At 59.7% G+C, this 22,754-nt stretch carries 22 protein-coding genes, 1 tRNA gene and 4 pseudogenes; 14 read left to right on the forward strand and 13 right to left on the reverse strand.

What is annotated here, in order from left to right; genetic code table 11:
* Positions 1–93 precede the first annotated feature (93 nt).
* From B8991_RS17850 to B8991_RS17870, 5 genes and pseudogenes are all read left to right on the forward strand, one after another.
* Positions 94–867 (forward strand): annotated as a pseudogene (locus tag B8991_RS17850) (IS110 family RNA-guided transposase); the annotation flags it as partial.
* Positions 868–1,343: 476 nt separating this feature from the next.
* Positions 1,344–2,081, forward strand: a complete 738-nt coding sequence (locus tag B8991_RS21250) for a competence protein CoiA (protein WP_143514660.1) — start codon at positions 1,344–1,346, stop codon at positions 2,079–2,081.
* A 457-nt stretch (positions 2,082–2,538) separates the two neighbouring features.
* Positions 2,539–3,977 (forward strand): annotated as a pseudogene (locus tag B8991_RS17860) (IS5 family transposase).
* The gene (locus tag B8991_RS17865) at positions 3,974–4,510 is read left to right on the forward strand and encodes a hypothetical protein (protein WP_084354357.1); all 537 of its coding nucleotides are present in this window, start codon (positions 3,974–3,976) and stop codon (positions 4,508–4,510) included. The pseudogene B8991_RS17860 and the gene B8991_RS17865 overlap by 4 nt, the downstream one beginning before the upstream one ends.
* Positions 4,511–4,813: 303 nt before the next feature.
* Positions 4,814–4,951 (forward strand): annotated as a pseudogene (locus tag B8991_RS17870) (transposase); the annotation flags it as partial.
* A 28-nt stretch (positions 4,952–4,979) separates the two neighbouring features.
* Here B8991_RS17870 and B8991_RS17875 read toward each other — a convergent pair.
* The 4 genes from B8991_RS17875 to B8991_RS22045 form a co-directional block, all read right to left on the reverse strand.
* Positions 4,980–5,201, reverse strand: a complete 222-nt coding sequence (locus B8991_RS17875; RefSeq protein ID WP_084354361.1) for a hypothetical protein — start codon at positions 5,199–5,201, stop codon at positions 4,980–4,982.
* A gap of 2 nt (positions 5,202–5,203) precedes the next feature.
* Entirely contained in the window at positions 5,204–6,838 is a 1,635-nt protein-coding gene (gene tnpC / locus B8991_RS17880) for an IS66 family transposase (protein ID WP_084354363.1), read from the reverse strand.
* A 60-nt stretch (positions 6,839–6,898) separates the two neighbouring features.
* Positions 6,899–7,249: an IS66 family insertion sequence element accessory protein TnpB gene (gene tnpB / locus B8991_RS17885; RefSeq protein WP_084354365.1), complete on the reverse strand. Its 351-nt coding sequence runs from the start codon at positions 7,247–7,249 to the stop codon at positions 6,899–6,901.
* Positions 7,250–7,491: 242 nt separating this feature from the next.
* A complete protein-coding gene (locus tag B8991_RS22045) occupies positions 7,492–7,653 on the reverse strand; it encodes a transposase (RefSeq protein WP_235866687.1) in 162 nt (53 codons plus the stop codon).
* 60 nt (positions 7,654–7,713) lie between these two features.
* Between B8991_RS22045 and B8991_RS17900 the strand changes: the two are divergent.
* Positions 7,714–8,720 (forward strand): annotated as a pseudogene (locus B8991_RS17900) (IS3 family transposase); the annotation flags it as partial.
* 658 nt (positions 8,721–9,378) lie between these two features.
* On the opposite strand, the gene B8991_RS17905 reads toward B8991_RS17900, so the two are convergent.
* Positions 9,379–9,903 carry a hypothetical protein gene (locus tag B8991_RS17905; protein ID WP_084354371.1) on the reverse strand — a complete coding sequence of 175 codons (525 nt, stop codon included), beginning with the start codon at positions 9,901–9,903 and terminating at the stop codon, positions 9,379–9,381.
* 89 nt (positions 9,904–9,992) lie between these two features.
* Here B8991_RS17905 and B8991_RS17910 point away from each other — a divergent pair, with 89 nt between their 5' ends.
* Positions 9,993–10,226, forward strand: coding sequence for a hypothetical protein (locus tag B8991_RS17910; RefSeq protein WP_084354373.1), 234 nt, complete (start codon positions 9,993–9,995; stop codon positions 10,224–10,226).
* Here the strand turns inward: B8991_RS17910 and B8991_RS17915 are convergent.
* The 4 genes from B8991_RS17915 to B8991_RS17930 all read right to left on the reverse strand — a co-directional run bounded on the left by B8991_RS17915 (position 10,207) and on the right by B8991_RS17930 (position 13,581).
* On the reverse strand, positions 10,207–11,691 hold the full coding sequence (locus tag B8991_RS17915) for a YfjI family protein (RefSeq protein ID WP_084354375.1): 1,485 nt from the start codon (positions 11,689–11,691) through the stop codon (positions 10,207–10,209). The genes B8991_RS17910 and B8991_RS17915 overlap by 20 nt on opposite strands.
* Positions 11,688–12,479, reverse strand: a complete 792-nt coding sequence (locus tag B8991_RS17920) for a DUF7146 domain-containing protein (RefSeq protein WP_235866685.1) — start codon at positions 12,477–12,479, stop codon at positions 11,688–11,690. The genes B8991_RS17915 and B8991_RS17920 overlap by 4 nt, the downstream gene beginning before the upstream one ends.
* 155 nt (positions 12,480–12,634) lie before the next feature.
* Positions 12,635–12,835 (reverse strand): MerR family transcriptional regulator, encoded by a 201-nt coding sequence (locus tag B8991_RS17925; protein ID WP_084354379.1) that lies wholly within the window; start codon positions 12,833–12,835, stop codon positions 12,635–12,637.
* 137 nt (positions 12,836–12,972) lie between these two features.
* Positions 12,973–13,581: a hypothetical protein gene (locus B8991_RS17930; protein ID WP_143514661.1), complete on the reverse strand. Its 609-nt coding sequence runs from the start codon at positions 13,579–13,581 to the stop codon at positions 12,973–12,975.
* A 54-nt stretch (positions 13,582–13,635) separates the two neighbouring features.
* Between B8991_RS17930 and B8991_RS21255 the strand changes: the two genes are divergently transcribed.
* Positions 13,636–13,821 carry a hypothetical protein gene (locus B8991_RS21255; RefSeq protein ID WP_143514662.1) on the forward strand — a complete coding sequence of 62 codons (186 nt, stop codon included), beginning with the start codon at positions 13,636–13,638 and terminating at the stop codon, positions 13,819–13,821.
* A 10-nt stretch (positions 13,822–13,831) separates the two neighbouring features.
* Here the strand turns inward: B8991_RS21255 and B8991_RS17935 are convergent, their stop codons facing one another.
* Positions 13,832–15,046, reverse strand: a complete 1,215-nt coding sequence (locus B8991_RS17935) for a tyrosine-type recombinase/integrase (RefSeq protein ID WP_084354383.1) — start codon at positions 15,044–15,046, stop codon at positions 13,832–13,834.
* A 149-nt stretch (positions 15,047–15,195) separates the two neighbouring features.
* Positions 15,196–15,285 (reverse strand) — tRNA-Ser (locus B8991_RS17940).
* A gap of 299 nt (positions 15,286–15,584) precedes the next feature.
* On the opposite strand from B8991_RS17940, the gene B8991_RS17950 reads away from it, so the two are divergent.
* The 6 genes from B8991_RS17950 to B8991_RS17975 all read left to right on the forward strand — a co-directional run bounded on the left by B8991_RS17950 (position 15,585) and on the right by B8991_RS17975 (position 21,158).
* Positions 15,585–16,754 carry a D-alanyl-D-alanine carboxypeptidase family protein gene (locus B8991_RS17950; RefSeq protein ID WP_084354387.1) on the forward strand — a complete coding sequence of 390 codons (1,170 nt, stop codon included), beginning with the start codon at positions 15,585–15,587 and terminating at the stop codon, positions 16,752–16,754.
* Positions 16,751–17,377: a dTMP kinase gene (tmk, locus tag B8991_RS17955; protein WP_084354389.1), complete on the forward strand. Its 627-nt coding sequence runs from the start codon at positions 16,751–16,753 to the stop codon at positions 17,375–17,377. The genes B8991_RS17950 and tmk overlap by 4 nt, the downstream gene beginning before the upstream one ends.
* Positions 17,374–18,534 carry a DNA polymerase III subunit delta' gene (locus B8991_RS17960; RefSeq protein ID WP_084354391.1) on the forward strand — a complete coding sequence of 387 codons (1,161 nt, stop codon included), beginning with the start codon at positions 17,374–17,376 and terminating at the stop codon, positions 18,532–18,534. The genes tmk and B8991_RS17960 overlap by 4 nt, the downstream gene beginning before the upstream one ends.
* Positions 18,535–18,536: 2 nt before the next feature.
* Positions 18,537–19,343 (forward strand): TatD family hydrolase, encoded by an 807-nt coding sequence (locus B8991_RS17965; protein ID WP_084354448.1) that lies wholly within the window; start codon positions 18,537–18,539, stop codon positions 19,341–19,343.
* Entirely contained in the window at positions 19,340–20,140 is an 801-nt protein-coding gene (locus B8991_RS17970) for an MBL fold metallo-hydrolase (RefSeq protein ID WP_084354393.1), read from the forward strand. The genes B8991_RS17965 and B8991_RS17970 overlap by 4 nt, the downstream gene beginning before the upstream one ends.
* Positions 20,141–20,222: 82 nt before the next feature.
* Positions 20,223–21,158, forward strand: a complete 936-nt coding sequence (locus B8991_RS17975) for an AEC family transporter (protein WP_084354395.1) — start codon at positions 20,223–20,225, stop codon at positions 21,156–21,158.
* Positions 21,159–21,286: 128 nt separating this feature from the next.
* Here B8991_RS17975 and B8991_RS17980 read toward each other — a convergent pair whose 3' ends face one another.
* Both B8991_RS17980 and B8991_RS17985 read right to left on the reverse strand, forming a co-directional pair.
* A complete protein-coding gene (locus tag B8991_RS17980) occupies positions 21,287–22,495 on the reverse strand; it encodes a beta-ketoacyl-[acyl-carrier-protein] synthase family protein (protein ID WP_084354397.1) in 1,209 nt (402 codons plus the stop codon).
* Positions 22,492–22,752 carry an acyl carrier protein gene (locus B8991_RS17985; protein ID WP_084354399.1) on the reverse strand — a complete coding sequence of 87 codons (261 nt, stop codon included), beginning with the start codon at positions 22,750–22,752 and terminating at the stop codon, positions 22,492–22,494. The genes B8991_RS17980 and B8991_RS17985 overlap by 4 nt, the downstream gene beginning before the upstream one ends.
* Positions 22,753–22,754: the final 2 nt, after the last annotated feature.

The following is a 22,754-nucleotide window of genomic DNA, read 5'->3' on the forward strand; positions in this document are numbered from 1 at the left end:
TAATGCGGAGCAAAGCCGTCGCATAACGGCAAAAATGAGTGGCTATCAAGCGACTGTCCCACGCACCTCCGCATTATGGCCACCTGATGATAAGTGAAGCGAGGGAAGAGCGACGCCGTTGATGTAGAGGCGATCTGTGAAGCCGTTCGGCGGCCAACGATGCGGTTCGTCGAAATCAAGACCGAAGAACAGCAGGCTATTCTATCGATCCATCGCACCCGAGATTTGGCAGTTCGGCAACGCACCCAGTTGGCCAACATGATCCGCAGCCTGTTGCGCGAGTTTGGGCACATTTTGCCGATTGGGTTCGAAGCAGTTACGGCTTTTGCAAAGCGTCACCGGGACGGTGATCACCCTGACATGCCGGAAATCGCGAACGGGATGCTTGGAATCCAGTGCTACCAATTCATCGGCCTGAACGAACGCATCTCTGGCTATTCGAAGATGATCGAGCAACACGCAATGCTGAACGCAGATGCACGTCGATTAATGCGCATGCCTGGAATTGGGCCGGTCACAGCATCGGCGATTGTCGCCACTATCGGTGACGCGCATCAGTTTCGGACAGGGCGCGATCTGGCGGCGTGGCTGGGGTTGACCCCTCTCAATAAATCCAGCGGCGGTAAGGAACGTCTTGGAAAGATCACCAAGCAGGGTGATCGCTACATTCGCAAGTTGCTGGTCGTGGGCATGACGTCTCGCGCTGTGATGGCGAAACGTTCGCCAGAGAAGGTCGATCTGTGGACAGCCAAGATCATTGCCGACAAACCGTTCCGGCTGGCAACGGTCGCCATGGCAAACAAGGCAGCCCGGGCCGTCTGGGCCATGCTGGCCAAGAAACAAGAATACCGGCAACCAGCGTTCTAAGCGCTCTACGAGATGCAAGACGTTGAAGTGATGATGCGGAATTAAGTCAACCAAGAGCAAGGACACTCCGGGAATGGCAGCGGCCCTTTGAGGTCGATAAGCCGATTGGAACCTCGCTTGCGGAACTCATCAGGGCCAGTGGAGGCAATGCCAAAACATAAACAGGCCGGACAGACGACAGTACTGACTAAAATGACCGCAGAAATTGCCAGAAAACGCTTGCAATGCAGGAGCCACCCACAGATGCCGTTCGATAAGGTCGCCAATGCCGCGCCGCAGCTATCCCAAAGAAGTCATTCATCGGATGTGCAGTAATTCTGTAGGCTGGAAGGAAGCTGTACGGATGGATAAGCTTTCGCTGTGGTCGTTCCAGCGCCCGTTTACAGTAAGGGTTGCGGGCTCTTTCCGGTTTTGGAATCGGCCTGCTGTCGTTAGAACTGGCCCCAATTAACCCCATTGGAACCGGACAGATACAAATGCTTACTGCAGATATCAACGGCAACCGAAGTAGGCCATTGCCAGGCACCGTTGGTATGTGTCCCTTTTGTCATTCAGAGATGATACCTCGATGTGGTGAAGTAAGAGTTCATCATTGGGCCCACAAAAGCAAAACGGACTGCGATCCTTGGTGGGAGCCCGAAACTGACTGGCATCGCAACTGGAAGAACGAATTTCCTCTTAGATGGCAAGAGCGTATATTTACGGATGAAGCGGCAGGCGAAAAGCACATTGCCGATGTCTACACGCTTGCCGGTCTCACTGTAGAGGTTCAACATTCCCATCTGGAACCAACAGAACGCCGTGCGAGAGAGGCATTTTACAAGAATATGCTCTGGATCGTTGATGGCTCGCGACTTGAGGGAAACCGAAAGAGAATAACAGAATGGCGAAGCGGATTGACCGAAATTATTCAGGGTCAAAAACGCACCGGTCTGTTCCTATCCGATGTCGCGGAAGAGCTTTTTCCCAAATATTGGCTGGAAAGCCCAGTTCCTGTTTGCTTCGATTACATGGGCCCAAAAGCTGATCTGTCAGCAGCCCCTCAGCCACTTTTTCTGCTCTACCCCGGCATTGTCCACAGCAGACGTCTCGTTGAGCCGCTGTCACGCGACGGGTTATTGCGATCCATTCTATCAGAGAAACTGAATATGAACTCCGTGCGAAGCATCATGCATGATGTTGCAAGGCTGCGTCTTGGGAAAAACCGAAGATGACCTACTACTACGCAGTTTTGGTCTCCGTGCCTTAACCGCATTCACTTTGGGTTATGGGCTTGAACCGGAGCTCGCGCTTGGCGAACCATCTCATGCTGTGAAGGTCCAACTTCCGGCGTTTTCCGGCCCAAACATGCAGTTCGTCATGCTGTAGCAATGTTGCGTCTGCAGCCCGCATTGCCGACATTAGCTGCGAACTCGAAGTCTGATGCTTCTTGAAGCCAGAAGCCGGACGGGCTGATCAACTTCAAAATGGGCTGTAACGTGCCTAAATATGTTTCAACGGTCAAAATTTGAAAGGCGGCGTATGAACAACAGGTGAGCGTTCCCTCTTTTTAGTTCAGCCTGAACAAGTCAGAAGCCACTGATTTTACTTATCGATCCCGCTAGAACTGTAGCGTGAAATTGCAGGGTTTCGTATACTGGGTTTCGAAAGCTTGCAAATTCCGGAGCCGTGATGAAACCTCATCCCCGCGCTGAAGAGCAGGATGATCTCCTGCGTCCCCGCCTGACCGACATGATCGATCTGCGCCACGAATTGGCGAAGCTGGAAAAGCTGATCGACTGGGAGTTCTTCGAGACGGAATGGGCCGGTTTCTTTCCCTCCACGACAGGGCGGCCAGCCACATCGCCGCGCCTCGTCGCGGGGCTGCTGTATCTCCAGCACGCTTACCGGCTGTCCGACGAGGCTGTGGTCGCCCGTTGGGTTGAGAACCCATATTACCAGCACTTCACAGGTGAGGTTTTCTTTCAGCATCGCCCGCCCATCGATCCGTCCTCGCTGACCCCCTCTCAGCGAATGTAAACATTCGCCTGCCGGGCAATGGCTGGCGCAAACGGATGGGAGAGGAAGGGGCCGAGTGGCTACTCACCAAGACGATCGAGGCTGGGCGCACATCCGGTGCCGTTGATGATGGCAGCTTGTCGCGCGTCGCCGTGGATACGACGGTGATGGAGAAGAACATTGCCCACCCGACCGATGCACGCCTGTATGAGAAAGCCCGTCGTCAGCTTGTCGCCCTGGCAGACGAAGGCGGGATCACACTGCGGCAGAACTACAACCGTCTGGCACCGCGCCTGGCGCTGCAGGCCGGTCGCTACGCCCATGCGCGCCAGTTCAAGCGCATGCGCAAGGCCCTGAAACAACTGAAGGGCTACACCGGTCGCGTCCTGCGCGACCTTCGCCGTCAACTGGATGAGATCCCCGACGGTTCTTTCCGCGAGCGCGTGCTGGACACCCTCGTGCTGGTCGGCCGTCTGCTGCACCAGGGGCCGAAGAGCCGCGGCAAGATCTACGCTTTGCATGAACCCGAGGTCGACTGCATCTCCAAGGGCAAGGCCCGTAAGCGCTATGAATTCGGCACCAAGGTCAGCCTCGCCACCACCATCGACGAAGGCTTCGTCGTCGGCATGCGGGCCCTGCCGTGTAATCCTTACGACGGCCATACCTTGGCCGAAGCCCTTGAGCAGGTGGAAATCCTCACCGGCCAGATGCCCGCGCTGGCCATCGTGGATCGCGGATATCGGGGCCACGGAGTCTCGCGCACAAAAGTCCTGATCAGCGGCACGCGCCGGGGCCTGACGCCGAAGCTGAAGGCGCTGCTGCGACGGCGCAGCGCCACCGAGCCCGAGATCGGCCACATGAAAACCGACGGACGCCTCTCGCGGTGCCCACTCAAGGGCACGTTCGGCGACGCCATCTTCGCCGTCCTCTGCGGGTGTGGGCACAACATCCGCAAGATCCTGACCCACCTCAGGGCCTTTTGGGCCTTCATCCTGGCGGCGTTGTGCGCCGCCTTCATCCCGAAGAGCAGGCCGTCAACTTCCTATCTCTTCGGCGGATCAGGTTGTTCAGCCGGAACTACTGAGGTAACGAATTTGACAAACCATTTTTGATCCAATTTTCACAGCAACAACGGCCATTATTTTGGAAGGAATATACTTTGAACACATTCGAGGATTCCTTAATTGCGAAACGCCATCGCGACTTCATTTTGGCGGGCCTGTCGAACGGGATCGTGGCCTTCGCTTTTGCCGTTATCTCGTTTGCTGTCCTGCCGTTTGTTCAAGCAATGGTCACAACTCTGATGGTGATGACGGTTTTATATGGGATGTCCGTGAGCCGTGCCCTGAGTCACAACCAAGATCTGCAAACTAGAATGACTACCTTGCGCGATTTGCGCCACCTTGAACTCATAGCCTTGCACCAACCGCGCGACGAAGAAGCCTCTAGTGAACTGTTACGCCAAGCAGACCACGAAATGCTGCAGTCATTGGGCCAAGCATACGATCTTATAGCTGCCGTGCAAAAAACTGGGATCTACATTGCACTTCAGATCGCGTTACTCTTCGCCAGCGCTTGGTTGGGCACAGTTTGGTCGTTGCCAATCTTAAACTTCCTCGCAAAGGTCGAAGTACTATTTCACTGAATTCAAAAAACAAACATGGCCGCACTGTGTGAACTCACCGGTTCCGAAAGCTCGTAGTCGCGACGAACGGCAACAACGGAGGACTGCGCCGCGGCAAATAAACTCGGCTGGCTGCGTCAAACGGCCGAGTTTGCAAATGCCGCTATCTGCGCACTGATCTGCTCTGCCTTTTTCTGGTTTGAAACGGGCGTGTAAGACGACACCGTCGTGATCAGGCTTTCGTGGCCCATGTTCATCGAGCGGTGGTCGCAGGATTTCGGACCAGTTGCTAAGCTTTAGCGACTGACGAAGGACCGAACCGAGATGACGAAACGAAAGCGCTATTCTGCGGAATTCAAGGCGAAGGTGGCATTGGAAGCCATCCGTGAGGAGCTGACGACGGCCGAGTTGGCCAAGAAGTACGGCATTCATCCAACAATGATCAGTGGCTGGAAAAAAAAGTAAGCATCCGGCGTAGGCCACAGCGAGGTCAACGCGCGTGCTCACGGTCCATTTCGATGAGTTCTTGCAGGTTTTCAATCCCGAAAGGAGTGAAGGCGATGACGCTGGCGTCGCCGGGGCCGTAGACCCAGATCACACCATCTTCGGTTTCCATATCAATGGCGAGATTGAAGATCCGATCAACTGTTTCTCCGAGCTCGGCAGCAACGCGGTCGATGGTCTTGACGGAATACACCTTGTTCAGCTGCATGGTCACGCCGCCTCGGCGAGGGACAGGGTTTTCCAGTTCCAGGGCAGAAGTTCATGCACGCGCGAGACGGGCATGTCGGGCAGCCGAGCGAGGACATCGGCCAGCCAAGCCTGCGGGTCGATGTCGTTCATTTTAGCGGTGACGATGAGGGTATACATGGCGGCGGCACGGTGCCCGCCGCGCTCGGAGCCAACAAAAAGCCATGACTTTCGGCCCATAGCCACGCCACGCAGAGCGCGTTCGGCTGCATTGTTCGTCAGGCAAATGCGCCCGTCATCGAGGAATGCCGTGAAGGCCCGCCAGCGGCCTTCTTTTTCGAACATGTAATTGATCGCCTTGGCCACTTTGTTGTGTTTGGACAGTTTCGCGCGCTCCTCCTTCAGCCAGTCATGGAGATTATCCACCAAGGGCAGAGACAGGTTCTGGCGGGCGGCAAGGCGGGCCTTGGCATCCAGCCCGTTAATGTCGCGCTCGATGTCGAAGATGGCGTCGATCCGTTTCACCGCCTCCAGTGCAACCGGCGAGATCTGATGGGCAGGTTTGCCCTTGCGCACGTTGCCCGCGATGTCTGCCAGTTCGAAAAACTTCCGGCGGGCATGTGCCCAGCACAGTGCACTGGTCACGCGGCCCGCATCACGGTCAGCGCGGTAAAGATCGTTGTATCCGCCATAGGCGTCGGCCTGCAGCACGCCTTGCCATCCGGCGAGATGCTGATTGGGATTGGTTGCCGCGCGACCCCGGGAGAAGCGGAAGACCGCAGCCGGTGGCGCGCCACCATTCCAGGGCTGGTCATCGCGCACATAGGTCCAGAGACGGGCCTTTTTTGCACCGCCCCGCGCCAGAAGCGGCACGGTGGTATCGTCGCCATGTAGGCGGCCAGCGGCACGCACATGGTTCTCGATCAAGGCATGGATCGGCTGCAATGCGACAGCGGCATGCCCCACGAGGTCAGCCAGGGTGGACAGGCTCAGATCGACGCCTTCACGGGCAAACCGCTCGGCTTGCCGGTTCAAGGGCTGATGCTGTCCATATTTCTCGAAGACGAGCATGGCGATCAGGCTGGGCCCGGCCCATCCGCGCGGGATCGCATGGAACGGGGCCGGTGGCTGACTGATCTTCTCGCAGCTCCGGCAGGTGAACTTCTCGCGCACGGTCTGGATCACCTTCCACTGCCGCGGGATCACCTCCAGGGTCTCGGCGACATCCTCGCCCATCTTCACGATACGATCCGAGCCGCAGCAGCTACAGGCATCAGGGGCTTCGATCATCACCCGCTCGCGCGGCAGGTGCTCGGGGAACGGCTTGCGCACAGGTGGACGGCGCGTGAAGGCACGCACCGTGGTGGCGGCTTTGTCGGTCGATTGTTCTGCGGCCAGGGCATCTTCGGTAGCCGCAGCTTCCAGTTCGTCAAGCTGCAGTTCCAGTTGATCGATCAGCCGCGCGCGCCGTTCCGACGAGATACCGTATTTGTCGCGGCGCAGCCTGGCGATCTCGAGCTTGAGCTCCTGGATCATTGCTTCCGAGCAGGACACAGCCGCACGGGCCTGTGCCAGCTCGCTTTCCGCAACATCCGCACGGGCCTCGGCTGCGACAAAGGCAGCGCGCAATTTGGCGAGTTCGAAGATGGCATCAGACATGGTCAATGTCTACCATCGGCAATCGCGCTGCACCAATAAAAACAGGCCTGTCAGCGCAGTTTATCCAGCCTTTGCAGGGCGTTGCGTCCAGCGAGGATTGCGCCAGTCGATGCCCTCCAGCAGGTAACCCAACTGCGCCGCCGAGACCTGAACCGCTTCACCGGACCGGCTCACCGGCCAGATGAACTTGCCTGCTTCCAGGCGCTTCAGATAAAGCGACATGCCTACCCCATCATGCCACAGGATCTTGACCAGATCGCCGTTACGCCCCCGGAAGCAGAAGATCTCGCCCGCATGGGGGTCACGGCCAAGCCCTTCCTGCACCTGTAGCGCCAGCGTGTTCATGCCGCGTCTCATATCGGTGATGCCGCCCGCAATCCAAACTTTCACCCCCGCCGGAAACGCGATCATTGCAGGTCCACCACTGCCAAAATCCGGGCAAGCGCTTCGGGCTCCACGCCCATCGGCACGATGAGTCGGCGCCCATTCGGGAGGGCTATCTCGACCTGACAACCCGGAGGCGGATAGGGATCGACCTGGTTGGCTCGCGACGCGGGAGCTTCCTTCGTCACAGCCACCGGCGCGAACGATACCGGGCGAGAAGACCCAAGCTCACCGTTTCGATACTGCCGTCGCCAAGTGGTCAGCAGCGATCAGCAAATGCTATGCCGCCGCGCCGTGGCTGCCACCTGACGGTGGCCGATATAACTTTCTTCCACAATGCGCAGTTTATCATCATCTGACCAAGACCGACGGCGATCCCCATCGGCGGCGGAAAGAACTTCAATTTGAGGGCGGTTGATAAAATCGGACATAAGGTCGGACTTACCATCGGATCAACCCGAGATCAGACGGCCGCCGCCGAAGGCTTACGGAAGAAGGCAGCGATTGCGAACATGGCTTCGACGTTTGGCGGGGCCTCGTCCTCCGAGCCGCAGGTGTCTGCGGGTGACGTCGAAAAACTGCACGCCAAGATCGGCCAACTCGTCGTGGAGCGAGATTTTTTGGTCGATGCCTCCAGTCTCATCCTCGGCACTGGAGGCAAAAGGCGGTGAAGCAGAACCATCCTGAGCTCAGTGTCCGGCGGCAGTGCAGCCTGCTGTCGCTGGCGCGCTCCAGCCTGTACTATCATCCACGCGGCGAAAGCGCCGAAAATCTGGCGTTCATGGCAATCATCGACCGCCAATTCTTGGAGACGCCTTGGTACGGCTCGCGGCAGATGGCCCGTCACATGCAGCGACAGGGCCACCAATGCGGGCGTCATCGGCTGCGGCGGCTGATGAGGCTCATGCGCTTGGTGCCGATCTATCAGGAACCCAAGACAAGCAAGAAGCACCAGGCGCACAAGATTTATCCATACTTGCTCAGGGACTTGCTGATCACCCGCCCCAATCAGGTCTGGTGTACGGACATTACCTACATTCCGATGCGCCGTGGGTTCCTGTACCTGGTGGCGGTCATGGACTGGCACAGCCGGAAGATGCTGAGCTGGCGGCTGTCCAATTCCATGGAAGCGGGGTTCTGCATAGAAGCATTGAAGGAAGCGCTGGCCCGATATGGGGCGCCGGAAATATTCAATTCCGACCAGGGCTCGCAGTTCACCAGCACCGACTTCACTGACGTGCTGCACGACGCGAAGGTGAAGATCTCCATGGACGGGCGCGGTCGCTGGATCGACAACCGGATGATCGAGCGGCTCTGGCGCTCCTTGAAGTACGAATGCGTCTACCTGAACGCTTTCGAGACCGGTTCCGAGGCCCGCGACGGGATCGGCAACTGGATCACCTACTACAACGAAGAACGCCCACACTCATCGAACGGCTTGCTGACGCCTGCCGAGGCCTATGATATCCGCAACGACAAACTTAAGGCCGCTGCCTGACATGAAAACAATGCTATAGCTTAGCCCGGCGGAAAACTGGTCGAAGTTCCAGGACCACCTCTATCGACCATGCCTTGAGTCGCTCCATGTCGTGGCACTTGCGCTTGCCCAGTATGGCCAGCGTCGTGCGGAAGTCATGCGGGGTAAATTCCCGCATCTGGACTGAGACGAAGGTGGAGCGGATGATCTTGTTCAGCTTGCCTCCGTTCGCTTAGGGGTCGCGCAAAAGCCCAAGCACCGCCAAGCCGCTGTCCAGCGCATTTTGTTCGCACGGTTCAACTCGACGGGCACTCAACCCCCGGGCAACGAATTCTCTTCCCCCAGCAGCGCGCCCGACGAAGCCAGTCGCTGGACGCTGCTTCTATCCGGCAGGGCCTAGCTGCCGAGGGCATCACGTGCCCATCGCGCGGCTGGATCGATACACCGAAGAGGGCCGCAAGTTTGATTAATGCCGTATTTACTCCAGAACAAAGAATGCTACGAAACCGAGGCGTTGGGCTTTGCCCGGTGCGATTGATCAGGACTTGTCTGTCAGATAACTGCCTAGATAGCCTTTTGTTTGACCGGCATTTATCCGCAGCTTTAGCTCCAAGATATGGATGCATTAGCTCCTTCTTAGACTGCTTTTAGCTGGGCCCCATCTGCTTTTTTCACGCTCTTACTTCGAGTTTGTCTCTGACTTATCTGCCGCGTCTCCCTGGTAATGCTCGCGCAGTTTGGCGAGTTCGGCTTCGATTTGTTCCTTCGTCATGCCCCGAACGGCGGTGTGGTGATGGGCCATGAGCTCCATCATACCCGGTCGCATGACGTGTTCGTAGTGCCCGGCCGTGTTGCGCGGGTTGTCGCCCCAGGTGTCGGGGAAACGCGTCCGCAGGATTCTAATGAGCGGTTTGGCGTCTCCCTCACCTCCAAATGCCATACGGACCGCCTTACCGGTCCAGTAGGCCGCCAGAGCGGTCCAGGCGATGCAGCAGGCTTCGTCAAATTCGGGGTAGCGCGCAGCCCAGTTGTACATGGTCGACATGGAGACCCCCATCTCGGAGCACCAAGCCTCGGGGAACTGGCCCTCGCGTGCCATGCGCTTGACGATCTCACAATATTCGGGCCGGTACTTTAGAGCATTTTTTGCCCGCGGATCGGCCGTGAGCGGCACGATGTTGCTGCGCTTTCGACTGTGCGTCATGACAAGGATCCTTCGATACGCTGGCTGTGGAGAATCGTCATCCGAGGAACCCCATAAGCGGGCCGACTGCAAAATACATCGACCAAACTTTGACGCTCGACATCACGTTCTGGCACGCGGTCGGTGACTTCATGCCCCGACCGGGTAAGTTGCTGACTCGTAAGAGGTACTGGTTTCGACAGCCGGACAAAACCGACATTACCGACAAAACCTTCATCAAGACGGCTTCTGTCAGTTTCGTCAGTTTTGTCCGGACCGACGTTGCCAAACGTTCAGCTGCCAACCATTGGGTCATGTTTGATCTCAATGTAGCGCCGGGTTGACCGCAAACAGTCGTTGTGGGCGTCCCCCCTTAGCGCCCGGTGGTGTCTCCATTGGGCGTATACAGTCACCTTCGTCCAGGAGCGCGAGCGCCGGATTGAGTTGTGCCTTGGTGCCCAAACCTGCGCGGTCGAGCCGCAGTACATCTCGTGAACTGAAGCTCCTCCAAGCCTGATCCCGGATGATGCCCACCAAACGCCGTGCCGCGCGTTCCGCTTTCGATATCGCCGCGTCCGCGTAAGCGCGCTGCGCCATCGGCAGGAGATATGCCTCAACCAGCGTCGTTGCCCTGCCAAATTCCAATGCCGAAATCTCTCGAGGCTCGTCCTTGTCATCTAATGCCCAGCCAAGGAAGGCTAGAACCAGAGACAGGCGTGCAGCGAGCCCTGGCAACTTGCCAATAAAGGACAACATCAGCCCTTCGGTCTCAGCTTCCAGGCAACGCATTCGCTGGCGGAAACCTTGCAAAAGATCGCGCGCATCCTCGGCGAAGGGAATAAAGTCAGACTGTGTCTCGCCTTCTTTGCTTGTAATAAAATCGAGAGACAGAAGTTTGCTCAATATCCGTTCCATCAGGATTTCGTCTGTCCCTGACCGAGGGCGGCGCAAGGGCGCGGGGTCCGGCCAGATCGGCACGAAGCGCGCCAACAGCCCGTCATCGTCGGACTTGAACAGCAGGCTCTTCAACCGGTCAGGCTGGATTCCCCCGCAAACGCCCACCGCGAGTCGGTCAATTGTCAGGGAATCCCTCCCCATTCGCTCTACTGTAAAGTTTCGGCCGCCGAAGGCCTCGATCCAGAACGGCCGGTCGCTGGCACCACCAGAGTAGCGTTGCATGTCTTGCAACCATCCTGCCAGTTCATCGCGTAGCTGCAGGACGCCCCGAGGTTGCTGCGCGAGGATCACTCCGAGCCGCTCGATCGTGGCGTCGTTTATCACCAGCCTGGGAACATGCGGAGACGTGCCGGCATTCGCTTCTTCTGGTCGTTTCGGCGGCGTGTCGCCCGCCTTAATCGCTGCCTTTGCTGTTTCCTTCCATGCGGCTTCGGCCAATTTCGCAAGGTCAGCCTTTGCGGACCAAGCTTTATATTCTGCGTGCGCCGCCTCGCGCAGGCGGCGTTCGATCGACCGCAGCGGCTGCATAATAGCATCGATTGCTGGTGATTTTCCTGAACTGGGGAGTCCGACGCACATGGTCCAGATGATGGGCGGTTCAGCCCAGCCCTGCCAAGGCGAAACCCACCGAGTATTGCCGATAGCCGCGCCGCCCACGGTCATAAGGGTTGCAAAGATGTAGTCTGGCGGCGCTCCTTTCGCCTCCGCGGCATCTTTTACCCATTTCGAGAGGCACGGCCCCAGCACGTCGCGCAGCGGAAGTTCTGGCGCAGGCGGCAAGTCTGTGCGCAAAAAGCGTTCCGAGGGTTCTGGCCAGTCGGGTGTGAAGGGTATCGGTTCCGGGGCACTCATGCGGTACCCCTTTTCGTAATAAGGACATCATTCCAGTCGCAGCGGTTAGGAGCGGGTAGCAGCGAGACGTCCCAGCCGGTCGCATGCGCCCGTTCGGCCAACGCAACCGCGGCCGCCTGCCCAGCGGGGTCGCCATCGGATGCTACGATCAGCTGACCTGGTTTCGAGGGCAGCGAAAGGGCGCGCATCCCAGACGTGGAGAGCGCAGCCCAGACAGTTGCCGGATCTTGCAGCAACCCGCAGGACAGGCTGAGTGCGGTTTCGATGCCCTCGGCCACGGCCAGCGCACCGGGGATGTCAGATAGTCTGACTGCACCACCGGCAACAGCGCCGAGCATCGCTTTGGCGGGCTTGATCGCTGCCTTGCCGCGCCCGTCGCTGCGCAGGTAGGTCCGGTGTACCGCGAAGCCGTCGCCGCCCACTACGAGCGCCACCAGAGCGGGATGTCGGGTCGCGGTCGCCCCGTGCCAGCATGCGGATTGAAAGCGCAGCGTCTCCGGCAGCGGGCAGGTGATGCCGCGGGTGCGCAGGTAGATCTCGGCGAGGCTACCGCCAATCGATTGCGTCGCATCCCAGATTCGGCGCGCCTGGACGGCACGATTGACGGCTTTGGCCCGTCGGGCCGCCTCTCGACGTGGAATCTCAAAGGGATCGGGCGGCGCTACATTGCCAGAGACAATACCCCCGGCCGCGAGAATATCGCGGAAGGCACAGTCCGATTTCTTGCAGTGCAGCAGCAACTTGCCACCTGCATCAGAGATTGTCAGCGCGGTCTGATGCCTTCGCATCTCGGGCTGACAGACGGGGCACGGTGCAGTTCCATAGGCACCGTGCCAGTGCCCTCCAAGCCGTTGGGCGAGAGTGCGAGCATCACTCACTGGACGCCCTCCCGCAAAGGTAGCCCGCTCGTCGATTGACCATAAAAGAGCTATGAGCCATCTGTTCACGCATCGGGATCGACCCGGTTTGCCTCGGCCCATGCGTTCAGGTCCGCGCCGCGATAGATGATCTTGCGACCAAGGCGATAGAAGGCCGGGCCGACCCCCTTGTGGCGCCACTGCGCCAGTTTCGCCCTATCTCCAATCAGCTCCAAATCGATGTCACCGAGAACGTAGCTGCGCGCGTCGTCGAAAAGTTTTGGCATTTGTTCCGCTCCGTATATGTCTGAAACGGATCTAAGCGGATCATTTTATACTGAAAACGGCTCATCAAATGACAAAATCTGGCCGCACACCTTCTTTATGGTTCGGCGTCCAGGATGGTTTTTCCACAATTCGGGAGTCAGTCCTCCGGTACGGAGGATTTCGACCTTAGCGCCTCGAATATGTGTAGATCGTAGATCGGCAGCCGCACAATATCTTCATCTGTCAGTTGCTTCAAAGCCCATTCTCCGGGGCGGCGGATTTCGCCCTTGATCTCCAGAGCCTCGAAAGTTTCCTCCAGCGCCCTGCCGTAATCGGTTGACGGGTGCCCTCCATCAGAAGCGGTGCCGAGCGTTGGCTTTCTGCCGGTTCGCCCAGCCACCAGTTTGGCCAATCTCAACGCAATCGTCCTGGCATAGGCATTTGGTGGGCGTCCCCTTTTGCTCCAGGTTTTCTCCAAACGAGCATCAAGATCCGCCCGCCTTCGCTCCGCCAATCTCTGAATTCCGCCCAGCAAGGTGGCCGAAGACCCCCAAGCGCCAACCTTTGCCGCTCCGTCGATGACCAGGTCGGTCGGGTCCTCAACCATCCGCTTGGCAGCGTACCGTCTTGCCTCGGAATCCACATATTGCATCAAGGGCAAGCCAACCTTCTTTTCAGCGTCTTTTCCGAGCAAGGGGGAGCGCAACAGCGGCACCAGAACGTTTAGCTGAGAGAGGAGTTTTTCTATCAGTTCTATTTCCGCCAAAAGTTCCCCCTTGGTTTCGTGCAGGTCCGGATTGTCGATGTCGAAAGGCGGCTGATGCGCGCCGAATCCGACGCCCGGCGGAATGTCGAAATATCGTCCAACAATCTCGTTCAGGCGTTTGACGGTGTCTTTGCCGCGCATCCGGTCAATTTCCCCAACTGTATTTGGAACATGGATGATGCGCTCTTCTGCGGTTTCGGCTGGCGCACTGGTCTGGACATAAATGTAACCGACGCCTGACTTTTGTCATTTACTTTCCGTCCAGCGTCGCACCCGGCAGCGCAATAACCGTGCCCTCTGAGCCGGTTACATGGCTTGACCACCGATCCATCAGCACCCGCCGCTTTTCCAGCATGTCCGACCGCGCATAGGCCCTTTCGACATCTGACCCGACTCGGTGCGACAGGCTCAATTCGGCGACTTCGCGTCGCGCGCCCGCGACTTCGGACGCCCAATCGCGGAAGGTGGAGCGGAAGCCGTGGACCGTGACGCCCTCGACATTCATTCGGCGCAACAGCATCAGCATTGCCATATTCGACAGCGGCTTGTGGCGTTTCTGGCCCTCGAAGACGTATTCCGATTGCATCGCGCGCAGCGGCTCGATGATCGCCAGCATCTCGTCGGTCAGCGGAACGCGGTGATCTTCGCCGGTTTTCATCCGCAGCGCAGGACAGGTCCAGACCCGCGCGTCGCTGTCGATCTCATCCCATGTCATGCCCAGCACTTCGCTGGTGCGCGATCCGGTCAGACAGGTCAGCATCAGCGCCTTTGCCGCCATCGCGTTGCGGGTTTGCAGATCGGCATAGAAGGCTGGCACGTCCTGCCACGCCATCGCCTTGTGGTGTTTTACCTTGGCTTTGACCTTGGGCAGAGACCGGGCTTCCTTGATCGCCGTAACAGGGTTCTCGCCGGATCTGAACCCCTTGGAGCGCGCCACGTCCAGCACCGTCTTGATCCTTTGCGCCAGACGCTTCGCCGTTTCGTGCTTTTCGGTCCAGATCGGCGCAAGGCACATCATCACCTCGGGCTGGCCAATGCTGTCAATCGGCATCCGCCCGATCTTGGGAAAGGCATAGTCGCGCAGGGTGTTGATCCATTGTTGACCATGCTTGGCGTTTTTCCATGTCGGCATCCGGTCGATATGAACCTGCTGGGCAAACTCCTCGAAACTCTGCACCTCGCGCTTGGCGTTGTAGCGCGGGTTCAGGCCTTGCTTTGCCATGCGCCGATAATCCAGCGCCCGGTCGCGCGCTTGGTTCAGCGTGACAACATCCGCGCCGCCTAAGCCGAAGTCAGTGCGCAGCGGTGCGCCCTTCTTGTTCTTCTGCCCCTTGACCACAACCCGCACGATCCAACGCCGTGCCAAAGACGGATCAACCACCAGATAAAGCCCCGAGCCATCGCCATGCCGCCCCGGTCCAAGGTTCTCCACCAGCTTCTTGGTCAGCTTTCCAGTCAGGGCCATCTCAAAATACCACGTTCCATACCACTCAAGAAAAGCATACGGGCAGTATCGAAAGAAATCCAACAAAAAGCAGAAACCGCGCAACCCCCGACACACAAAGAGAAAAGGCCACCCAAGGAGATCCGATCAAATCATGAAAAATGTGATAATGGCGGAGGAGGTGGGATTCGAACCCACGGTACGCTTTCACGCACGCCGGTTTTCAAGACCGGTGCATTCGACCACTCTGCCACTCCTCCGGCGCGCGGTGGGTTGTCGTCTAGACCGGTCCGGGTGATTCTGAAAGCAAACTTTGCAGGCGGGTTTTTCCGCCGACAGCGCCGGGTGGACTTTCCATGCGCGGGATGACGCTGTAGGCTTTGGCCGTTGGCGCTTTCCCGCGCCTGTTGAGCATGAGGACCGGCACAACCGGCGCAGTCTCAAGGTCCGAGCAGGCAAAGGGTGACGCATGAAAAATTCTGGTGCAGCCGGCCTCTGGCGTGACCGATGCCGATATGGCAATCAACTGCACTCGCAACTGACTGGAGAACGCGCCGCGATGCTGCCAAGACTCTGCCGATTGATCCCTGCCCTCGTCGCCGCAATGCTGTTTGCACTGCCCGCAGACGCATTCGACACACGCGCGCGCGCAGCCTATGTGCTCGACCAGACCACGGGGACTGTGCTGTTGGCCAAGAACGCCGACCAGCCCCTGCCGCCCGCATCGATGTCCAAGCTGATGACGCTTTACATGGCATTCGAGGCGATCCGCGACGGCAGGCTCAGCCTTGACGAAAGGCTGCCGGTTTCCAGCCACGCCATGTCCTATGGCGGCTCCACCATGTTTCTGGACACCACGGACCGTGTCCGGGTCGAGGATCTGTTGCGCGGCATCATCGTCCTGTCGGGAAATGATGCCTGCGCGGTGATCGCCGAAGCGCTGAGCCCGGATGGCACAGAACGCGGCTTTGCGCGCTACATGACCCAGCGCGCGCGGCAAATGGGCATGACCAACTCGGTTTTCGCCAACTCCAACGGCTGGCCCGCACCGGAACACGAGATGTCGATGCGTGATCTTGGCCTGCTGGCTACGCGGCTGATCGCCGATTTTCCGAAATTCTACCCGATGTTCGCGGAAGAACGGTATGAGTTCGATGGCCGCGCGCCGCAGAATGTGCGCAACCGCAACCCGCTTCTGTCTTTGGGGATCGGTGCGGACGGGCTGAAGACCGGCCACACGACCGAGGCCGGGTACGGTCTGGTCGGGTCGGCGGCACAGGGTGATCGACGGGTGGTCGTGGTGATTTCGGGACTGGATACAGAACGGAGCCGCGCCGAAGAGGCCGAAGCGATCATCAACTGGGCCTTTCGGCAATTCGCCAGCAAGTCGGTTGCGCGCGCCGGGACCGTGATCGCCGAGGCCGACGTCTGGATGGGCGATGCAGCCAAGGTCGGCCTGACCGTGGCCGAGGATCTTGATCTGCTTTTGCCGGTACTGGGCGGCGACGAGGTCAAGGGCGAGGTTGTCTATACCGGCCCGATCACCGCGCCCGTCCAAAAAGGACAAGAACTCGCCGAACTGATCATCAAGCCCGAAGGTCTGCCAGAACACCGGTTGCCGCTTGTGGCGGACCGTGATGTGGCGCGCGGCGGCTTCGTCAACCGTATGATGACGGTCAGCCAGGTGTTGATCAAACGACTGAACGAAGGTCCCGAGGGGGCGCTGTGACATCCAAAGGACTGTTCGTCAGCTTCGAGGGTATCGACGGATCCGGCAAATCGACACAGGCAAGACGCCTCGCTGATACGCTGACCGCGCGCGGGCATGAAGCGGTGCTGACCCGCGAGCCCGGTGGCAGTCCGGGGGCCGAGGAAATCCGTGCACTTGTCTTGCAAGGCGACCCTGACCGTTGGTCGGCAGAGACGGAGTTGTTGCTGTTCACCGCTGCCCGCCGCGACCACCTGGAACGCACGATCCGTCCGGCGCTGGCCGCCCATCGCATCGTCATCTGCGACCGGTTTGCCGATTCCACCCGCATGTATCAGGGTCTCAGCCGTGGTGATCTGCGCGCTGCGGTGGATCAGTTGCACGAGCTGATGATCGGGCAGGAACCGGATGTGACCATCCTGATCGACATGGACCCCGCCGCTGGTCTGGCCCGTGCGAAATCCCGTCAGACCGTCGAAGAACGGTTCGAGGATTTCGGCGTGGCGCTTCAGGAAGACATGCGCACGGGCTTTCTGGCGCTGGCGCAGGAATTTCCCGACCGCATCCGCGTCATCGACGGCAATCGCCCTGAAGAAGCGGTGGCACGGGACGTTCTGGATGCGGTGGAAACCTGTCTGCCATGAGTGATGACGCCCTACCCGAATCCGACCGCGCCCCCGGCGCGCCCCACCCGCGCGAAACGCCCGAGGTGATCGGACAGGATGCCGCCAAAGCGGCTTTTCTCGAAGCTTTCAACAGCGGACGGCTGCACCACGCCTGGCTGATCACCGGACCACACGGGGTTGGCAAGGCGACGCTTGCATGGACCATCGCGCGCTTTCTGTTGGCCATGCCGATGCCGCAACCTGAAGGTGGCGCGGGCCTGTTCGGCGATGCCCTACCCGATGCCACGCCGCAAACGCTCGACATCGATCCCGATCATCCGGTCTCGCGGCGCATTCTGGCCATGTCCGAACCCGGCCTCTTTCTTCTGCGCCGCCCCTATGACGAAAAGTCGAAACGCCTCAAGACCCAGATCACCGTCGACGAGGTGCGACGGCTCAAGGGGTTCTTCTCGCTCTCGGCAGTCGATGGCGGACGCCGCGTGGTGATCATCGACGCGGCGGACGAGATGAATATCTCTGCCGCCAACGCGGTTCTAAAACTGCTTGAAGAACCGCCTGCCGACACCACGCTGCTGCTGATCAGCCATCAACCGTCGCACTTGCTGCCGACCATCCGCTCGCGGTGTCGCGAATTGCGACTGAACAGTCTGGACAGGCATGGCATGGCCGAAGCCCTTGCGCTTGCCGGGATCGAGACCGAGACAGCCAACACCGCGGCCCTTGCCGAACTGTCCGCCGGATCCGTGGGCGAGGCGATCCGGCTGGTCAACCTCAACGGGCTGGCGCTGTATGACGAGATTATCTCGCTTCTGGGCGGCCTGCCCGATCTTGACCGCGCGCGCGCCATTCGCCTTGGCGAAAGCGCCGCAGGTCGCACCGCCGAGGATCGCTATGCGCTACTGCTGGGCCTGCTGGATCTGGCGCTTGTCCGTGTCGCGCGGACCGGTGCCACGGGCCAGCCGCCGGTGATCGAGGCCGCACCGAATGAAGCGGGCATCCTGACACGGCTGGCCCCCTCTCCCCATGCCGCCCGCGCCTGGGCCGAGACCGCCCAGACTGTCAGCGCGCGGCTGCGCCATGGCCGGGCGGTCAACCTTGACCCCGCCGCGCTGATCCTTGATACCCTGCTTAAACTACGCAGTACCGCCGCCGATCTCGCGCGGCAGCACGGATGACCATGACCCAGATCCCACACATCACCGACAGCCATTGCCATCTCGACTTTCCCGATTTCGACGAGGAACGCGACGCCGTCATCGACCGTGCGCTGGAGGCAGGCGTTCACCGCATGGTGACAATCTGCACGCGACTGCGGAGCGAACCGCAGGTGCGCGCCATCGCCGAGGCGCACGCGCCGGTTTTCTACGCGGCAGGCACACATCCGATGAGCGCCGCAGAAGAGCCGCTAGTATCGGTGGACGACCTTGTCGCCCTGTCGCAGCATCCCAAATTCGTCGGCATTGGCGAAACCGGACTTGACTATCACTACACGTCGGAAAGCGCCGATATTCAGAAAAAGTCCCTGCGCGTCCATATCGAGGCGGCGCAGAAAACCGGCCTGCCCCTTATCATCCACGCGCGCGCGGCTGATGACGACATGGCCCGCATCCTGACCGAAACCTATCGCCACCGTGCCTATTCCTGCGTGATGCATTGCTTTTCCTCCAGCGCCGAACTGGCCAAGGCCGCGCTTGATCTGGGCTTCTATCTTTCGATGTCCGGCATTGCCGCCTTCCCCAAAAGCCAGGAGTTGCGCGACATTTTCGCTGCCGCCCCGGTCGAGCGCATTCTGGTGGAAACCGACAGCCCCTATCTTGCGCCGCCGCCGCATCGCGGGCGCCGAAACGAGCCGGGCTATACCGCGCACACCGCGCGCGTCGGTGCAGAGGTCTTCGGCCTCGATTATGCCGCGTTCGCCCAACAGACAGAAGCAAATTTCGACCGGCTCTTTGCCAAGGCCGCCAGCTACCGGGCCGCGCCATGACCCGAGAGCTTCGCTTCACCATTCTCGGCTGCGGGTCTTCGGGCGGCGTGCCGCGCCTTGGCGGACATTGGGGCGATTGCGACCCCGAGAACCCCAAGAACACCCGTCGCCGCTGCTCTATGCTGGTCGAGCGCGAGACCTCCGACGGCACCACCCGCGTGCTGATCGACACCTCGCCGGACCTTCGCCAGCAATTGCTGGACGCAGGTGTCGGCGAACTTGACGCAGTGGCCTACACGCATGGCCATGCCGACCATGTCCACGGCATCGACGATCTGCGAATGATCGTTTTCAACATTCGCAATCGCTTGTCGGTCTGGGCCGATGGCGACACGCAAAACGGCCTCTATTCGCGGTTTGGCTACGCTTTTGTGCAGCCGAAAGACAGCCCCTACCCGCCGATCCTTGACATGCATACGATCAACGGTCCCTTTACTGTCAACGGTGCAGGTGGCCCGATTACCCTGACTCCGTTTCAGGTCAATCACGGCTCAATCGACGCTTTGGGCTTTCGCATTGAAAACCTCGCATACCTGCCCGATGTCGCAGAAATGACCGATGAGGCCTGGACGCAGGTCGAAAACCTCGACTGCTGGGTGCTGGACGCGCTGCGCCGCAAGCCGCACCCGACCCATTCGCATCTTGCGCAATCGCTGGACTGGATCGCCCAGGCAGCGCCGCGCCGCGCCGTCCTGACGAATATGCATAACGACCTCGACTATGCGACCATTGAAGCTGAAACCCCCGACCACATCACCCCCGCATTCGACGGTATGGTGATCCGCTACAAGCTGTGATCGGAAAGATGGTGCCGCATTTTTCGGCCCGCCCCTGTTTTTCACCAATCTCCCCTTTGGCTTTCGAAATCAGGCCACATCCATGCAGGCGCTGATCGACGTCATCCTGCCGGTCTTTCTGGTGATCGGAGCAGGCTATGCGGCGGTCTGGCGCGGCTGGTTCAGCAATGACGCGGTAGACGGCTTGATGAAGTTCACCCAGAACTTCGCCCTTCCCTGCCTGCTGTTCCGCGCGATCTGGCAGCTCGACCTTGGCCAAAGCTTCGATATCGCCCTCTTGGGCAGCTTCTACGCTGGCGCGCTGGCCGGTTTCTGCGCTGGCTATCTCGGCGCGCGCTACCTGTTCGGCCGGGATGTCGAGGATTCCATTGCCATCGGGTTCTGCGGTCTGTTTTCCAATTCGCTGATGCTGGGGCTGGCCATCACCGAACGCGCCTATGGGGCCTCGGCGCTGGAAGCCAACTATGCGATCGTCGCGGTGCACGCCCCGTTCTGCTACGCCGTCGGCATCACCGCGATGGAGGTCGCCCGCGCGCATGCGCGCGGCGAGGGGCTGACGCGTCTGCCAATGACCGTCGGTCGTGCCATGTTCAGCAACGCTCTGATCCTCGGCATCGCGCTGGGGTTCGCGTTTAACCTGGGTGGCATCGGCCTGCCCGACCCTGCGGCAGAGGCGATCGACATGATGGTCCGAACCGCCCTGCCCTGCGCGCTTTTCGGTCTGGGCGGCATCCTCTACCGCTATCGCCCCGAAGGCGACCTGCGCGTTATCGCCTTTGTCTGCGCGCTGTCGCTGATCCTGCATCCCGCGATCACCTACATGATGGGCCGCAGCACCGGTCTTACTTCTGCGGAAATGCGCTCTGCCGTACTGACCGCCAGCATGGCCCCCGGCGTCAATACCTACCTCTTTGCCAATATGTACGGACGGGCCAAACGCGTCGCCGCGTCTGCGGTGCTGATCTCGACCGCGCTGTCCATCGTGACAATCTGGGGCTGGCTTCACCTGCTGCCATGACCCTGGAGCTGCGCTCTCGTAATGCGTCACCTCACCTTTGGCCGCAGAGCGAGGAAAAGGCCGCAAGGCCTTTGACGAGACACAAAGCGCGCCGAAGGCGCTCCGCCAGGTCAAGCCCGGCCATGCGATCAGACCCGGCGCAGCGCCAGAACCGCATTGAACCCGCCAAACGCAAAAGCATTGGAAAGCGCCACTTTGACATCGGCGTCGCGCGCCTCGTTCGGCACCACGTCCAGCGCGCATTCCGGATCAGGTTCCTGATAACCGATGGTGGGCGCGATCACCCCGTCGCGCAGCGCCATGATACAGGCCAACAGCTCCACCGCGCCGGTTCCACCAATCAGATGGCCATGCATCGATTTCGTGGAAGAGATCATCAGCGTATCCGCATACGGCCCGAAAACATCCGCAACCGCGGCACATTCGGTCTTGTCATTCGCGGCCGTTCCGGTGCCATGCGCGTTGATATAGCCTACCTCGCTTCGCGACACCTGCGCGTCGTCCAGCGCGCCTGCAATCGCGCGTGCGGCACCCTGCTTGGACGGCATCACGATATCGGCCGCGTCCGAACTCATCGCATAGCCAATCACTTCGGCCAATATCTCGGCACCGCGGGCGCGCGCATGTTCATATTCCTCGAAGACAAAAACGCCTGCGCCCTCTCCCTGCACCATGCCGTTGCGATTGGCGCTGAAGGGCCGGCAGGCATCGCGGCTCATCACACGCAGACCTTCCCAGGCCTTCACCCCGCCAAAGCACAGCATGGATTCCGATCCGCCTGTCACCATCGCTTTTGACATACCCGACCGGACCATCTGAAACGCCTGCGCCATGGCATGGTTCGACGATGCACAGGCCGTGGACACCGTGTAGCTCGGCCCTTTCAGATTATACTGCATCGAGACATGGCTGGCTGCGGCGTTGTTCATCAACTTCGGCACCACAAAAGGATGCACGCGGTTTTTTCCGTCCTCATAGACAGAGCGGTAATTATCATCCCAGGTAGACACACCGCCCCCCGCCGTGCCCAGAATGACGCCTGCCTTGGCAGCCAACTCGCCGGTAAACTCCAGTCCGCATTGCGCGATGGCTTCAGCTGCGGCCACCAAGGTGAATTGCGTGAAGCGGTCATAGAGCGTCAGCTGCTGACGGTTGAAGACGTTTTCGGCCTCGAACTCGCGGACCTGCCCACCGATGCGGACGGCCAGACGGTCCACATCGCGGATGTCCAATTCGCCAATGCCGCAGCGCCCCTCGCGCATCGCTTCCAGCGTCGCGGGCACATCGCCGCCCAACGCATTGATCGTTCCCGCGCCGGTTATGACGACACGTTTCACGGCTTTTGGTCTCGCACCAGCTTTTCGATGCCGGCGACGATGGTGCGCACGGTCGAGATGTCGAATTCGCTTTCGGTCGGATTGTTGGCGTTGAACGGGACAGAAATGTCGAACGCCTCTTCGATCGCGAAGATGCTTTCAACCAGCCCAAGACTGTCGATCCCCAGCTCTTCCAGCGTGCTGTCCATCGTCACGTCCGAAGGCTCCAGAACAGCCTGTTCGGCCACTATTTCGATCACTTTTTCCCTGATCTCCATGG

It is taken from the genome of Primorskyibacter flagellatus, assembly GCF_900176485.1.
Lineage (GTDB): Bacteria > Pseudomonadota > Alphaproteobacteria > Rhodobacterales > Rhodobacteraceae > Primorskyibacter > Primorskyibacter flagellatus.